This is a genomic window from Deltaproteobacteria bacterium, from assembly GCA_013151235.1.
Taxonomy (GTDB): domain Bacteria; phylum CG2-30-53-67; class CG2-30-53-67; order CG2-30-53-67; family CG2-30-53-67; genus JAADIO01.
Genome location: JAADIO010000069.1, coordinates 1 through 14,147, shown reverse-complemented (window position 1 = coordinate 14,147; position 14,147 = coordinate 1). Strand labels below are relative to the sequence as shown.

At 56.0% G+C, this 14,147-nt stretch carries 11 protein-coding genes; 5 read left to right on the top strand and 6 right to left on the bottom strand.

The genetic code is table 11. The features are described from left to right. On the bottom strand, positions 1 to 230 hold a 230-nt coding region (locus GXP58_11980; GenBank protein ID NOY54313.1), incomplete at its 3' end, for a TIGR02266 family protein. A gap of 229 nt (positions 231 to 459) precedes the next feature. Here GXP58_11980 and GXP58_11975 point away from each other — a divergent pair. Both GXP58_11975 and GXP58_11970 read left to right on the top strand, forming a co-directional pair. Next, positions 460 to 2,397 carry a HEAT repeat domain-containing protein gene (locus GXP58_11975; protein ID NOY54312.1) on the top strand — a complete coding sequence of 646 codons (1,938 nt, stop codon included), beginning with the start codon at positions 460 to 462 and terminating at the stop codon, positions 2,395 to 2,397. 325 nt (positions 2,398 to 2,722) lie between these two features. Next, positions 2,723 to 3,349 carry a metallophosphoesterase gene (locus GXP58_11970; GenBank protein NOY54311.1) on the top strand — a complete coding sequence of 209 codons (627 nt, stop codon included), beginning with the start codon at positions 2,723 to 2,725 and terminating at the stop codon, positions 3,347 to 3,349. Between the two features lie 288 nt (positions 3,350 to 3,637). Here the strand turns inward: GXP58_11970 and GXP58_11965 are convergent, their stop codons facing one another. The 5 genes from GXP58_11965 to GXP58_11945 all read right to left on the bottom strand — a co-directional run bounded on the left by GXP58_11965 (position 3,638) and on the right by GXP58_11945 (position 8,110). Next, positions 3,638 to 4,552 carry a response regulator gene (locus GXP58_11965; protein NOY54310.1) on the bottom strand — a complete coding sequence of 305 codons (915 nt, stop codon included), beginning with the start codon at positions 4,550 to 4,552 and terminating at the stop codon, positions 3,638 to 3,640. Positions 4,553 to 5,115: 563 nt separating this feature from the next. Next, the gene (locus GXP58_11960) at positions 5,116 to 5,433 is read right to left on the bottom strand and encodes a phosphoribosyl-ATP diphosphatase (GenBank protein ID NOY54309.1); all 318 of its coding nucleotides are present in this window, start codon (positions 5,431 to 5,433) and stop codon (positions 5,116 to 5,118) included. Positions 5,434 to 5,459: 26 nt separating this feature from the next. After that, positions 5,460 to 6,224 (bottom strand): imidazole glycerol phosphate synthase subunit HisF, encoded by a 765-nt coding sequence (gene hisF, locus GXP58_11955; protein ID NOY54308.1) that lies wholly within the window; start codon positions 6,222 to 6,224, stop codon positions 5,460 to 5,462. Beyond that, a complete protein-coding gene (gene hisA / locus GXP58_11950) occupies positions 6,225 to 6,959 on the bottom strand; it encodes a 1-(5-phosphoribosyl)-5-[(5-phosphoribosylamino)methylideneamino]imidazole-4-carboxamide isomerase (protein ID NOY54307.1) in 735 nt (244 codons plus the stop codon). Beyond that, positions 6,956 to 8,110, bottom strand: coding sequence for a cysteine desulfurase (locus tag GXP58_11945; protein ID NOY54306.1), 1,155 nt, complete (start codon positions 8,108 to 8,110; stop codon positions 6,956 to 6,958). Before GXP58_11945 ends, hisA begins: the two co-directional genes overlap by 4 nt. Before the next feature lie 266 nt (positions 8,111 to 8,376). Here GXP58_11945 and GXP58_11940 point away from each other — a divergent pair, with 266 nt between their 5' ends. The 3 genes from GXP58_11940 to glnA all read left to right on the top strand — a co-directional run bounded on the left by GXP58_11940 (position 8,377) and on the right by glnA (position 13,903). Next, positions 8,377 to 11,841, top strand: coding sequence for a DUF748 domain-containing protein (locus GXP58_11940; GenBank protein ID NOY54305.1), 3,465 nt, complete (start codon positions 8,377 to 8,379; stop codon positions 11,839 to 11,841). Between the two features lie 266 nt (positions 11,842 to 12,107). Then, on the top strand, positions 12,108 to 12,446 hold the full coding sequence (locus GXP58_11935; GenBank protein NOY54304.1) for a P-II family nitrogen regulator: 339 nt from the start codon (positions 12,108 to 12,110) through the stop codon (positions 12,444 to 12,446). 44 nt (positions 12,447 to 12,490) lie between these two features. Beyond that, entirely contained in the window at positions 12,491 to 13,903 is a 1,413-nt protein-coding gene (glnA, locus tag GXP58_11930; GenBank protein ID NOY54303.1) for a type I glutamate--ammonia ligase, read from the top strand. The last annotated feature ends 244 nt before the right edge of the window (positions 13,904 to 14,147 follow it).

The following is a 14,147-nucleotide window of genomic DNA, read 5'->3' as shown; positions in this document are numbered from 1 at the left end:
ACCCAGACAACCTCTCCCGTGCTATTCAGCGGAGCATCCCGGTTCGGCAGGTAAAACTTGAGCTGTACCGTTGTACCGACCGGCAAGGGATGGTTCGACTCGACGAAGAGCCCTCCTTCGTTGATATTACGCGCGAAATCCCAGAAAAACTGATCAACGGTGGAATAATCAATCCGGATCGATACGGGGACTCGATTGGATTTTCTTTGGTCCTTCCCGTTCTTCGTCATAAATGTTGTCCAATCAATCGGCCGTTGAAGAAAGGACTTTTTCCGCACGTTTTCATTCGATCATAACAACCGGAAGATACAAGACCCTGATTTTGCTTAAATCTATCATATTCTTATCCTCCCCACAAGATTTTTGTCTTTCACACGATTGTCATAATCGTGCCGCAAAAAATTTGTCTTTCTCGAAGGAGGGGTGTTATAATTTAAGTTGATATGAGGAGAATCGACTTTGTCCAGACCTTCTGCTGAAGAAAAAGTCTATCTTGATGAGATCCAGGGGATATTCAGGGAAATTTCAGCTTTTCTGAAGATCCTGAGCCTTTATCCTCCGGAACATCCTGCAGTGGCTCCTGCCGTGGAACGCACCTATCGCAAGTTCGAAGGGTTTCTCCGGTCCCGGGGCCCCCTCTCCTTCGGCATCTCCGAGGAAGAGGTCATTCTCACCGGAGAGGACGACAAAGAGCACCATTTCTCCAGTGATCTCGCCCGGCGCCTGCATGGGGTGGGTCTGCTGACGCTGAGAGTCGATCCCGGCCTGACCCGGGAGGAACTGCTCCTCTTCGGCCGACTCCTCGCCCGGCCCCCGGATGACAGCAAATCCACCGGATCCTTCGATCAGGCCTTGAAAGAGGGGGGGGCGACCCATATCGTGCCGACCCTTATCGATTACAAAAAGATCCTGGAGCAATCCGGAGATAATCCCGATAGGGAAGAAAAAAACTTCTGGCGCAGCCTGGTCCGGAAGGTCCAGGAAGGGGATAACGAGGCGTTGCAGGAAATGTCCGATTCCCTGCAAAATCCGGAGGGTTTGCAGGCCATGTTGTCGATGGTCAAAGACCATCCGGACACGCCTTCAGAAGGCGGGGGATATGCCAAGGCCTGCGCCGAAGTTCAGCGGAAGGTCTTTGAGAACCTCGACGATACCCAGCGGAAAGAGTTCTCCGGCGGCCTGGTCTCGCAGATTCTGAAAAAGGGGAACGATGAGAAAGGCCTCAATGCTCTCCGGAAGACCTTTTCCCACTTCTCCGATGATATGGTCCTGGAGGTCCTGGCCGGTGCTGTTGTAAAAGAGGGGAAGATCGATAACCGGATTACTTCGGTCTTTCAGGACATGCTGAAGGGGAGCGATCGGGAGAAGACGCTCCTGCAAAAGGCCGGAACCCGCAAAAAAAACGGCCGGCGGGGAAGTTATTCCCCGGAGGTCTGGGAGCAAATCCGTACCTTTTTATTGTCCGGTTCCGAAAAGCAGTTCATGTCCCGGGATTATCATCAGGGTCTTGAGGACCTCCACACCGGCAACCTTCCCGATCTGCCTGTCTTTTTTGACCGGGAAACCCTTCTGGAAATTCAGGCATCTCTGAGTGAAGAGCGGATTGCCGCCCGGAACCGGGAGGTCCTGCTCGACCTGATTCGAGTGGAAGATCGACCGGACCAGCTCCGTAGTTGCCTTGAAGAACTTCGCGAGGTCTTAACGGAGGAGGCGCTGACCGGAAATCTGACGTCGATCTTTTCGCTTCTTCGGGAGGCATTCTCCCCGGAAAGGGTTCCCGCGACCTCAAAGCGGGCAACGATGACCAATGTGCTTTTACAAATGGAGGAAGAATCCTGGTATGCAGTTGTCCTGAGGAACATCGGTCATCTGAAGAAGGACGAGTATGAATTTCTGAAGGGTTTGACGACCAACCGTCCCCATGAAGCGGCCTCACTACTGGTTCAGTTGCTGGCCAAAGAGAAGAGCCTGACCGGCCGGAAGAGAATCGCCACCCTCCTGGTCCTGCTGGGAACGGAGGCCCTGCCGGTGCTGCTGCCGGCTCTCAAGGATGACCGGTGGTACCTGGTACGTAATGTCGTGATGATCCTGGGAAGAATCGGCGATGCCTCCTGTATCGACACACTCCTTCCCCTGATTGCCCATGAACGTTTTCAGGTACCGAGGGAGGTTCTGCACACCTTTTCCCGGATCGGGGGCAACCGGGTTGTGCCGATCATTCGCAGGCTCCTTTTGAACCGGCAAAATCAAATGGAACCCGGCCTCCAGAAGGCGGCGGCTGTCGCCCTGAAACGAATCGGCTCGCCCAAGGCCGGCCGGGTCCTTAAGGAGGGGCTGGCGAATAAAAACAAGCGGGTACAGCAAATCTGCACCCAGGTCCTGAAAGGGCTCGTATAATAAAAGTTATGGATTTCGATATACAAAGGAATCTGATTCCGTCGGCAGGCGAGACCGTAGAGGATGGAGCGGAAGGACTGGTGCATTCGATCGCCTTGCTCCTTTCCGCTTTTACCCTCTATCCTCCCGAATTCCCGAAGATCGGTACCACAGCGGAAAGGATCGAAGAAAACCTGGAGATTCTCCATTTGAACACCATATTCATTTTGACGGATCCGGCGGCTATCCCCTTCAGTACCGGGGGAAGCAGCTCCATCTCTGCTCCCGGATCGCCACCATCGCCGACATCTTCGATGCCGATCAAAAGAAGCTGGAAACCGACTGGGTGGCCAACCTCAACAATGTTGACCGGAAAAAGAAGCGCTTCATCCGTTCCATCGAAACCATTCTTCCCCCGGAAGAGGTGGAAAAACCCGCTCGAATCGCTCTCGCATCTTGCCTCGCCCTCTTGCACCATGTTATATTGCTTTTCATGAAGATCGGAATCATCGCCGACAGTCACGATCATGTGGACCATCTGGAATATGCACTGACCTGCCTCCGGAAGGAAGGGATCGAACTCCTCCTGCACGCCGGGGACTATATCGCTCCCTTCGTACTCCGAAGACTTCTGAAGAGTGCCCCGGAATTTGTCGGCGTTTTCGGGAACAACGACGGCGACCGGGTCCTGCTGTCGAAAACGGCCGAAGGGCGTGTCCATCCCGCCCCGTTTGAACTGACCCTCCCCGAGCATCGGATCATGATCCTTCATGAACCTTACGGTCTGGAGGCAATCGTAAAGAGCGGCCTTTACCACCTGGTCGTCTTCGGCCATACGCACGAAGCCCTGCTGGAGCGGCACGGCGGGACCCTTGTCATCAATCCCGGAGAAACCGGGGGATGGCTCTACGGCCGTTCCACCGCAGCCCTTTATGATACCGAAAACCGTGAAGGGCGAATCCTCGACCTATAAATCCCCCGGACTTACTGAAAACCGAAGACTGAAGGTTGATGAAGTCGTAAAAAGTCCGTTCGACCCTTCGACCCTTCGACCAGCTCAGGACAGGCGTGCTCAGGGCGAACGGTCATTGATATTCCGTTCGTGTGGTTCGACCGGCTCACCATGCTCGGTAGCCTGTCGAACCATGAACGGAATCCGAAAAACGACTTTTTACGAGACCATCAAGGTTTGCGTCCGTCATACCCGGCCGACACAAGTACAATCCGGAGGGGATCGGTTCTTCCGCCGGCTGCACGCGGTTCAGCCATCGGATTGGGGAAGGTTCGCCAAGGAGGGGTGTACCATGACACCGACCCATCGCATCAGGTGGGAGACGGTCTCTTCCGTACCGGAGGTGATCTTTCCGGAAACCGGGTCGGTGATGTTGAAGACCCCGACGATCCGCTGGTCGTCCATCACCGGGACGGAGAGAAAGTTGTCCGACTGATAGCGGGAGACGGTATTGTCGTGATGGGAAAATCCATGGGGATAGCGCTCGCCTTCCGGCTTGTGGAAGAGCTTCTTCTCCCGGACCACATAGGAGGCAATGCTGTTCTCCGACAGCGATTTCCGCAGACCCAACAATCGTTCGTTGCTCGCGGCCTGAACGACAAGTTCCTCTTTTTCCGGGTGAAGGATCATAAGGGAAAGGGTCCGGGCCTGGATATAGTCCTCCATGAGTTTCAGGATCCGACGGTACTTGTCCCGGAGAGAAAGATCCATGCAACAGATGATCCGCGTGGCACGGTAGGCAAATTCCGACTCCCGGTTTGCCGCGGCAAGGGACTGTTCGTTTGCCCGCTTCTGCTTCAGCCGGGCCAGGAGTTCCCGTACGGTGGTCACCAGTTCATCGTTCCGGTAGGGCTTGATAATCAGGCGGTGGGCTTCAACCTGGTTGATGGCGGAGAGAACGGTATTGATCTCCGCGAAAGCCGTTAGAATGATCCGGATCTTGTCGGGGTATTTCTCTTTCACCCGGGAAAGAAGTTCAATCCCCGAGAGTCCCGGCATCTTTTCATCGGAGATGACGACATCTACTTCCTCGTCTTCGAGAATCCTCAGTGCCTCCTCTCCGCTGGTGGCCGTCAGGGTGTGGTACCCCTCCCGGGTAAAGACCATCTGTAACGCCCGTAAGATAACAGCCTCATCATCAACAAAGAGTATTGTGTTTTCCATCCGGCCCTCCTCTGCCACGACAGTTCAACTCAACGGGTACGCATAGCTCTACATTTCATCTTCTCGGTGAATGTCAGGTTTCAAAGTAAGATCGGTTGCGATCACCCCCGACCGCTTCCTGCTTCCGGAGGGAAAAACAAACTGCTGGAAAGAAAAAACCCATCAAGAATATTCTAACTACGGAATATTCCAGAACAAAAACATCACCATTTATATCACAGAGATTTTATTTTGCAAGTGTTGTACCGTCTTTTTTTTTGCAGAAATGTATTGGAGAGAGGAACCGGTCCCGTTCGCAAATCCTGTGACGCACCGGGAGGAGGCCGCCCTTCGGCACTCAAATATCACCGGATTTACGAATAGAATCCCTGAGGGCGAATCGAGAAAACCGACAACATGGGCGGCCTCGCTTCCTTACAGGATTGGGATGCAGGGGATGTTCGGTTTGAGACAGCAGGCACTGATGAAGAGAGCAAGCACGAGAAAAAACATGAACCAACGCATAGGTCTCCTTTCATTTTTACAAGAGGATGAACATGAACGACGTTGGAAAAAGAACACCATCATTTCTCCCGCTGATCCCGGTCCCTCCGTTTCCCGAAGCGGTCCGTAAGCTCCGCATAGATTCGAGCAAGCGGGATCCCGTGATGGGCCAGAAGAACCAGAAGATGAAAATAGAGGTCGGCCGTTTCGTGAACGATCTCGGATTCCACACCGGCTTTGGAGGCCAGCAGAACCTCCAGGGTCTCCTCGCCCACCTTCCGGAGAATCGCATCCTCCCCTTGCCGGAAGAGAGACGCCGTATAGGACGCATCGGGGAGGCTCTTTTTTCTTTCCAGCAGGACCTCGTAGATCCGCCGGAGAATTTCGGCGTCGGACATGATGTGTTTCCTGCGATAACTTCGTTTTACAGTCGGACCGTGACTCCCAGGGACTTCAGGTACTCCTTGACCTGACCCACGGTGAACTCCCGGTAATGAAAGATCGAGGCGGCCAGGACGGCGTCGGCCTTCCCTTCGATAATGCCGTCATAGAGATGCCTGAGTTCCCCCACACCGCCCGAGGCGATGATGGGAACGCGGGTCCGCTCCGAGATCGCCCGGTTCAGTTCATTGTCGTAACCGACCTTCGTCCCGTCCCGGTCCATGCTGGTCACGAGCAGTTCACCGGAACCGAGTTCGACCATCTTCTCCGCCCAGTCGAGGGCGTCGATACCGGTCGGCCTTCTCCCTCCATGAGTGAAGATCTCCCATTTTACCGGCTCGTCGGAGACCCGCTTGGCATCGATGGCCACCACGATGCACTGACTGCCGAACCGTTCGGCCGCCTCCCGGATGAAATCGGGATTTCGCACGGCGGCCGTGTTGATTGAAACCTTGTCCGCTCCGGCATTGAGGAGTTCCCGGATATGCTCGATGGAGGAGATTCCGCCCCCGACCGTCAGAGGCATGAAGACCTCTTCGGCGGTGCGCCGGACCACATCGATCATGATTCCCCGTTTTTCATGGGAGGCCGTAATATCGAGGAAGGTCAGTTCGTCCGCCCCCTGCGCGTCATAGAGGCGGGCCACCTCCACGGGGTCTCCGGCATCCCGTATCCCGACGAACTGCACCCCTTTGACAACCCGCCCCTCCCGCACATCGAGGCAGGGAATGATCCGTTTGGCCAGCATCTATTCCCTCCCTTTCCGGGTAAGAGCGATCGCCTCGGCAAGATCGAGGGCCCCCGTATAGATCGCCCGGCCCGTAATGGCGCCTGTTACACCGGCCGATTCTATCTTGAGGAGGTTCTCAATATCCGGAATGCCCGAGATCCCGCCGGAGGCAATGACGGGGATACCGACCGCTTCGGCCAGTTCCTTCGTCGATGCGATATTCGGCCCCGTCTCCATGCCGTCCCGCTGGATATCGGTAAAGATGACGGCGGTCACGCCGGCCCCCTCCATCGTCCGGGCCAGGTCGACGGCCCGCTGCTTTGTCGTGTCCGTCCAGCCCCGAACCGCAACGTACCCTTTTTTGGCATCGATCCCGGCGACGATCCTGCCCGGATATTTCCGGCAGGCCTCTGCCAGGAACGCCGGATCCTCGGCGGCCTTCGTCCCGATGACCACCCGTGCCGCCCCGGCGTCAAGATAAGCCCCGATCGTCTCCATCGTCCGGATCCCGCCCCCCACCTCAACGGGGATCGATAGTTCCCTGACGATTTGTTGTACGACCGGGAGATTTTCCGGACGTCCTTCCACGGCGCCGTCGAGATCAACGACGTGAAGCAGCTCAGCCCCGAGGGATTCCCAGTGCTTCGCCATCTCCGGCGGGTTGTCGGAATAGACCGTTTCCTGATTCATATCACCCTGAATGAGACGCACGCAGCGCCCTTCTTTCAGGTCGATGGCCGGGATTATGATCATGATTGTTCCTTTCGCAATCTGAGTTGATGAACCGCCGATTTGATCGCCTTGACCACCCGCGGAATTTCTTCTTCCCGGTTGGAGCGTCCGAAGGAAATCCGGAGGGTCGACGCCGCCCTCTCGGGTGAAATCCCCATGGCGGTCAGGACATGGGAGGCGACGACACTTTCCGATGTACAGGCGGCCGAGGCGGAAAGACAGATCCCTTCCCGGCTCAGACGGTCCGGAAGCTGCGCGCCGGCGACCCCCTCAACGGCAACGCTCAGGGTACCGGGGAGGCTCCCCTCCTTCGGGCTGTTCCGGGTCACTCCCCTCACGGCCCCTGACAACATTTCAAAAAAGCACTCCCGCATCCGGGTCAGTTGTTCCCGCTCCTGCACCATCCTTGCGGAGGCGAGCTGCAAAGCGCAGGCCAGCCCGGCGATGGAAGGAAGATCCTCCGTCCCCGCCCGCCGTCCTCCTTCCTGCCCGCCGCCATGGAGAAGCGGTGTCAGGGAGATCCCCCGGCGAACATAGAGAAAGCCCGTCCCCTTGGGACCGTAGATCTTGTGGGCGGCACAGGTCAGGAGATCGACGTGCATTGCGTCCACATCCACGGGGATCTTCCCCACACTCTGGGCGGCATCGCTGTGAAAGAGGATCCTCCGATCCCGAAGGATCTTCCCGATTTCGGCAATCGGCTGGATCGTCCCGACCTCGTTGTTGGCATGCATGACGGAAACGAGAATCGTGTCGTCCCGGAGGGCGGATTTGACTGTCTCCGGTCCGACCCTCCCTTTGCCGTCAACCGGGAGGACTCCGATTTCAAATCCCTCCCCCTCCAGGACCTCACAGCTCTTCAGGACGGCATGGTGTTCCACGGCCGAGACAAGAATGTGCCGCCCCTTTTGCCGGTTCGCCCGCGCAGCGCCGAGAAGAGCGAGATTGTCCGCCTCGGAACCGCCGGCGGTAAAGACAATCTCCGGGGGGACGGCCCCGATGAAACGGGCAATCGCCTCCCGGTTCCGGGCCAGCTCCTCTGCGGCCGCACGACCGGCAAGATGACCACTCGACGGATTGGCCCAGAATTTTTTCGCTCTGTTCCCCATCGCCTCGATCACCTCCGGAGCAATGGGGGTCGTTGCGTTGTGATCGAGATAGATCGTTTTCAATCCTTTCTCCCGTTGGCGTAGATCAATATAGCACAGGCCTCCCCCGATGAAAAAGGGAAAATCGGTTTCTCTCCCCGTACAGGGGAAATCCGGGGAATCATTGAGGTCGGCGCTGGTTGAAAGACAGGACAAATTCATCCCGGGAAAACATTGACAAAGACAACGACGTTTGTTTAGAGTACGGAGAGCTGAAAAACTGCGGAGGCCCTCCCTCCCATGACGCTCCCGCAAGGATCCGCAAACCGGAAGGTACTCATCGTACAACCATGGCTCTGACGATCTTCAGGGAAAAAAAATTTTTCCTCCTTCTTATCACGGGGCTCATTCTGCTTTTCTTCGGGTTGCCGTGGGGCCTTCGGTTCATTCTGCCCGCGAACATGATCCGCACCCGGGTGGAGCGGGAACTGGGGAAGGAACTCCAGGCTAAAACGATTATCGAGGAGGTTCGATTCGGCCTTCTGCCGGCCCCTTCCATTCGGCTCATCGGCCTCCATCTCCTGGACCGCAAGACCAACATGGAATGGCTCCGGTCCGACAGTCTGGAGGCCCGCCTGAAACTTCTGCCGCTTCTCCGCGGGAAGGTGGTCCCCGGCAAACTGCTCCTGAAGCATCCCCGTTTCCGGCTGGAACGCGGCAAAAACGGCAGCCGGCATTTCCCGGGATCCCCTTTTTCCGCTTTCCGTCGGAATGCCTCTCCCAGACTCTCTCTGCCGTCACACCTCCCGATCGACTCCCTGATCCTGGAAAAGGCCTCCCTGGAAATTCCGGATCGTCTCCATCCGGGATCTCCATCTCCGGTCAAGCTCCGGGATATGGATATTTCCCTGCGGGGACTTTCCGGCAACACCCCCATTTTCTTCAAGATCCGGGGGGAGTTCCCCCACGGACGTTTTGAGAGTCGCCCCTTTTCCGCAGAAGGGCAGGTGGACCGCACATCCGGAAAAATCGACCTGCACCGGCCGGTCCTTGCTGTTGCGTTCTCCGCCCGGGGAATTCCGCCGGCGATGATCCGTCCCTACCTGAAGGAAAAACTGCAACTCGATCTCCTTTCCGGAACCGTGAACCTGAAAGGTCATCTTGCCCGGAATAGGGAAGGGGTGCTAACTCTGTCGGGAGACATTTCCCTGAAAAGGTTCCGGCTCCACCTCCCCGCCTATGCTTCGCATCCGGTCACCGGCGAAAAGGCATCGCTATCCTTCATGCTCCAGAGGGACCGCGGGCTGATTGCAGCGAGAAGTCTGGAAATGACGGTGGACGGTCTGACCTTCTGGGGACACGGCACCTACCGGACGGAAGCAGCCGACTTCCCCGGTTTCAGCCTTTTTCTTCACGCAGCCGGTCTCCCCCCGGCACGGCTGAAGCAGTATGCCCCGGATAAAATATTACCGAAAGAGTTCACCCGCTCTTTTCTACCGGGGAAGACAACCGGGACTCTGGATATTCCTCTTTTGGAGATCACCCGCAACACAAAAGAAAAAACGGCAAAACCTGAACCGGAGAACACCCGGGTTCGACTTAAAATCGCTTTTCACGACTTCGGAGCCTTCCCTGGGGAGGGGCTGCTCCCCCTGGAAAAGGTGAACGGGAACCTGACCTGGGCCGGCGGAAGCCTCCGTTTCGATCATCTCCGGGGTCTCTACGGACGATCCCTCTTCCGGAACCTGACGGGAACCCTCGCCTTTACAAACCCCTCGGACACCGATCTGCGGATCAACGGACGCCTGAACCTGGAAGAGGCGGCGCAATTACTGTTGAGGCTGCCGGAGGAAAATCGGGGGAAACTCTTTCCGGCACAAATCCCGAAAATGGAAGGATATGCCAACCTGAACATCCGTCTGCAACGAACGGACCATTCCCCCCCGCCGTTGAAGTTGACCGGCACGGTGAACCTGATCCATGCCGGTTTCAATCTTCCAGCAGCCCCCGTCTTCCTGTCGGGACTGGAGGGACCGATCACCTTTGCTTCGGGCCGGATCACACCGTTCCAACTGAAAGCAGAGATCAACACCCTCCCCGTCACCCTCACAGGAAAGATCGACCGTCTCTTCGAGAAGGGACCGATCCTCAACCTCAGAGTTGATTCCAGGCCCACGGCGGAAGAATTGATCCGGTTTCTTCCCTTCCTGAAGGATCGTTTTACATTCACGGAAGGGGTCCCGGACCTGACGCTGAAGATCGAAGGACCTCCGGAGGATCTGCAATTTCAGGGACGCTTCGATCTGACCCGCCCCGCCGTCATGATCCCGAACCGGCTGCAGAAAAAAGAGGGGACTCCTCTTCTGCTCGATTTTTCGGGATCCCACGGACGGGAAAAAGAATCGGTTCTCAAAACAGCACGCCTTACACTCGGGAACGAAACGCTGGTCTTTTCCGGGACCATAACGGACCCGCCTGACCCGCGCCTCACCTTTGCCGTAAAAGTCCCGTCTCTCTCTCTGAAACCGCTCGCCGGGATGATCCCGGCTCTGGCGCCGCAGACAACGGACGGTTCTCTTCATGGAAAGCTGGAAGGGAGCTATCGATTCGGCCGACCGGGGTCCTCACAATTAAATGGACAAATCATGTTGCGGGACGTCACGCTTCGACTTCCGCATACCCCTGATCCCCTCCGGGGATTGTCGGGGACCCTCCTGTTCTCAGGGCAACGGGTGACCGCAAAGGGATTTCACTGCCGATGGGACGGTATCCCCATTACCTTTGATATGAACCTGCCTCATCGGAAGGCCCCCCGGCCGGAATTCCATATCCACGTCCCCTCCGTGAACCTGCTGCAGCGGATCAAAACCCTGGGGCAAAATCGCCCGGAGGAATCAAAGAAACCTGAAGACTCCTTCCGGAAACTCGATTTCCGAGCCACGATTCACTTCAACCATGTTCGGGCCGGTCTCCTCAAACTGGAGGACTTCCGGGCAAAACTTCATTTGAAAGAAGGCCACCTTTCGATTCCGGTCTTTACCGCCCGCGGCCTCGACGGGTCGGTCAAGGGCAAAGGCATGATCGACTTCACGAACGGAAAGGAACCCGAATTCAGGGGCAAGGTCAACATCCAGGGGGTCAGCGCTGAGAAGTATCTCCAGCTCCTTCCTCATAACCGGGCCTTCTATACCGGCGAGATTTCCGGCTCGATCGGCGTGACCGGAAAGATTTACCCGAACCTGGAGAAGACCGCACGGGAGATGACCGGCACGGCCCATCTGAAGATCAAGGCAACCAAAGAGCGGAACGTCCTCTTTCAGATCACCCGGGACATCATTCAGCGGATGGAGATCATGCTCGGCAGGAAAAACGAAAAATTCCTGATCGTGGAACATGACGGGATGCGGGGCGATTTCACTCTCTCCGACGGGAAGTTTCATTCCAGCAACTTCTCCATCCGGGGATACCATAAGTTCGATGTCTCGGGTCTCACCCTTGACCGTCTGACGGCGGCCATCCCGATCCGGATCAAATATGATATCCGGGCCACGGGAAGTTTCGACTTCCTCAATCATGGCATCGACTGTTATATCGCCGCCGAACCCTTCTCCATCGCCACAAAGCTGGTACGCAAGGTTCCGCTGGCCGGTCGGGTCCTGACCGGGAAGAACAAAAGCCTCTACACGGCCTATTTTCGTTTTTTCGGGTCCCTCAACTACAAAGACCGGGGAACCCGCAAGGGTGCAAAATTGAAAAAGCTCGATTTTCGGGACCTCTCAAAAAAGGTACGAAAAGCATTGACTCCCCCGGGATAATCAATTGCAATGCCTTTTTCAGGGGCAATTCACCGACCCAATGATACCGGAATGCTTAATTACATATCAGAAAAACCTGCTCTGCGGCGGGATTCCGCCGTAAAAAAAACAAAAGATCTTGAGAAACAAACGGTTGCGCGGAGAATACAAGAAAGGATAAAATTGGCACATCCCTTGCATTTTTGTTTATTTGGAACTTTACAAGGAAAACTTTTTTATGGTAACTTCGGCTTTCCTCGGATCCTCAAACATGAAAGGAGCTGTCAATGAAAAAGGTAGAAGCAATCATCAAACCTTTCAAGCTGGAAGAGGTCAAGGATGCCCTCAATGAAATCGGCATCCAGGGGATTACCGTCAGCGAAGTGAAGGGCTTCGGGAGGCAGAAAGGACATACGGAGCTTTACCGGGGCGCGGAATATGTCGTCGACTTTCTCCCCAAGATCAAGATCGAAGTGGTTGTCGATGACGCAATGGTTCTGCAGGTAGTGGAAACGGTCCAGGAGACGGCCAACACCGGCCGAATCGGGGACGGAAAGATCTTCGTGATCGCCGTGGAGGAGGTCATTCGAATCCGGACGGGAGAAAAAGGGAAAGAGGCCCTCTGATCCCTTCCTTATCCAAAATTATAACCAGTAGAAGGAGACGCACCATGACACCCAAAGAGGTTTTGAAGTTCGCCGAGGAAAATGGAGCCAAGATACTCGATCTTCGGTTCATGGATTTTCCGGGACTCTGGCAACATTTCTCCGTTCCGATCCATGAACTGGAAGAATCGATCTTCGAGGAAGGCCTCGGTTTCGACGGATCGAGCATCAGAGGCTGGCAGGCCATCAACGCCTCGGACATGCTGGTCATCCCCGACCCCGATACGGCCCTGATGGATCCCTTTACCCAGCATCCGACCCTGATCATGATCTGCGACATCGTCGATCCGATCACGAAGGAACGTTACTCCCGTGACCCCCGGCACATCGCCCACAAGGCGGAGGCCTATCTGAAATCAACGGGGATCGGCGATACGGCCTTTTTCGGCCCCGAGGCGGAATTCTTTATCTTCGACGATATCCGCTTCGACCAGAACGCCCAGTGCGGTTATTACTTCGTCGACTCCAAAGAGGGGATCTGGAACACCGGTCGGGAAGAGAACCCGAACTTAGGGTACAAACCGCGCCACAAGGAAGGATACTTTCCCGTGCCCCCGACCGACAGCCAGCAGGACATCCGCTCCGAGATGACCCTCAAGCTTGAGGAGATGGGGATCATCATCGAAGCCCAGCACCACGAAGTGGCCACGGCAGGCCAGGCGGAGATCGACATGAAATTCTCGCCGCTGTCCAAGATGGCCGACCAGCTCCTCCGGTATAAATATGTCATCAAAAATGTCGCTCTCCAGCACGGCAAGACCGTGACCTTCATGCCGAAGCCGGTCTTCGGGGACAACGGCTCGGGGATGCATACCCATGTCTCGATCTGGAAGGAAGGCAAACCGCTCTTCGCCGGAAACAAATACGGCGGCATGAGCGACCTGGGTCTCCACTTCATGGGCGGGATTCTGAAACATGCCGCCAGCCTGGTCGCCTTCACCAACCCGACCACCAACTCCTTCAAGCGGCTCGTGCCGGGCTACGAGGCGCCGGTCAATCTGGCTTACTCTTCCCGGAACCGGAGTGCGGCGCTCAGAATTCCGATGTACTCGGCCAACCCCAAGACCAAACGGGTGGAATTGCGGTTCCCCGACGCAACCTGCAATCCCTACCTCGCCTTTTCGGCCATGCTCATGGCGGGACTGGACGGAATCGAGAACAAAATCGATCCGGGCGATCCTCTCGACAAGAATATCTATGACCTCTCACCGGAAGAACTGGCCGGCGTTCCCTCCGTCCCGAGTTCTCTTGACGAGGCCTTGAACGCCCTGGAAGAAGATCATCAGTATCTTTTGAAAGGAGACGTCTTCACCCAGGATGTCATTGATACCTGGCTCTCCTACAAGCGGGAGAACGAGATCGACGCCGTCCGGCTTCGTCCTCATCCCTATGAGTTCTTCCTTTACTACGATATTTAATGACTTTGTAAGAGGTCCTCATAAATGTAGAATCCGCTCATCGGGCGGCCACATCTCGTGGCCGCCTTTTTTTTCGCTCCTCCTTGATGGTGTCGTAAAAAGTCACGAAGCCCTTCGACAAGCTCAGGGCGAACGGTGTAAGTGATTGATATTCCGTTCGTGGTGAGACATAATGGCTGACAGTTGGCAAAAAAGTGCCTGCCCCTTGCCAACGTGGGTTATGCTGGAAATTATTAACCCCGGC

Coding starts and splice junctions, on each gene's coding strand:
- GXP58_11965 (NOY54310.1), bottom strand. CDS start 4,552: ATGGAAAACACAATACTCTTTGTTGATGATGAGGCTGTTATCTTACGG.
- GXP58_11960 (NOY54309.1), bottom strand. CDS start 5,433: ATGTCCGACGCCGAAATTCTCCGGCGGATCTACGAGGTCCTGCTGGAA.
- hisF (NOY54308.1), bottom strand. CDS start 6,224: ATGCTGGCCAAACGGATCATTCCCTGCCTCGATGTGCGGGAGGGGCGG.
- hisA (NOY54307.1), bottom strand. CDS start 6,959: ATGATCATAATCCCGGCCATCGACCTGAAAGAAGGGCGCTGCGTGCGT.
- GXP58_11940 (NOY54305.1), top strand. CDS start 8,377: ATGGCTCTGACGATCTTCAGGGAAAAAAAATTTTTCCTCCTTCTTATC.
- GXP58_11935 (NOY54304.1), top strand. CDS start 12,108: ATGAAAAAGGTAGAAGCAATCATCAAACCTTTCAAGCTGGAAGAGGTC.
- glnA (NOY54303.1), top strand. CDS start 12,491: ATGACACCCAAAGAGGTTTTGAAGTTCGCCGAGGAAAATGGAGCCAAG.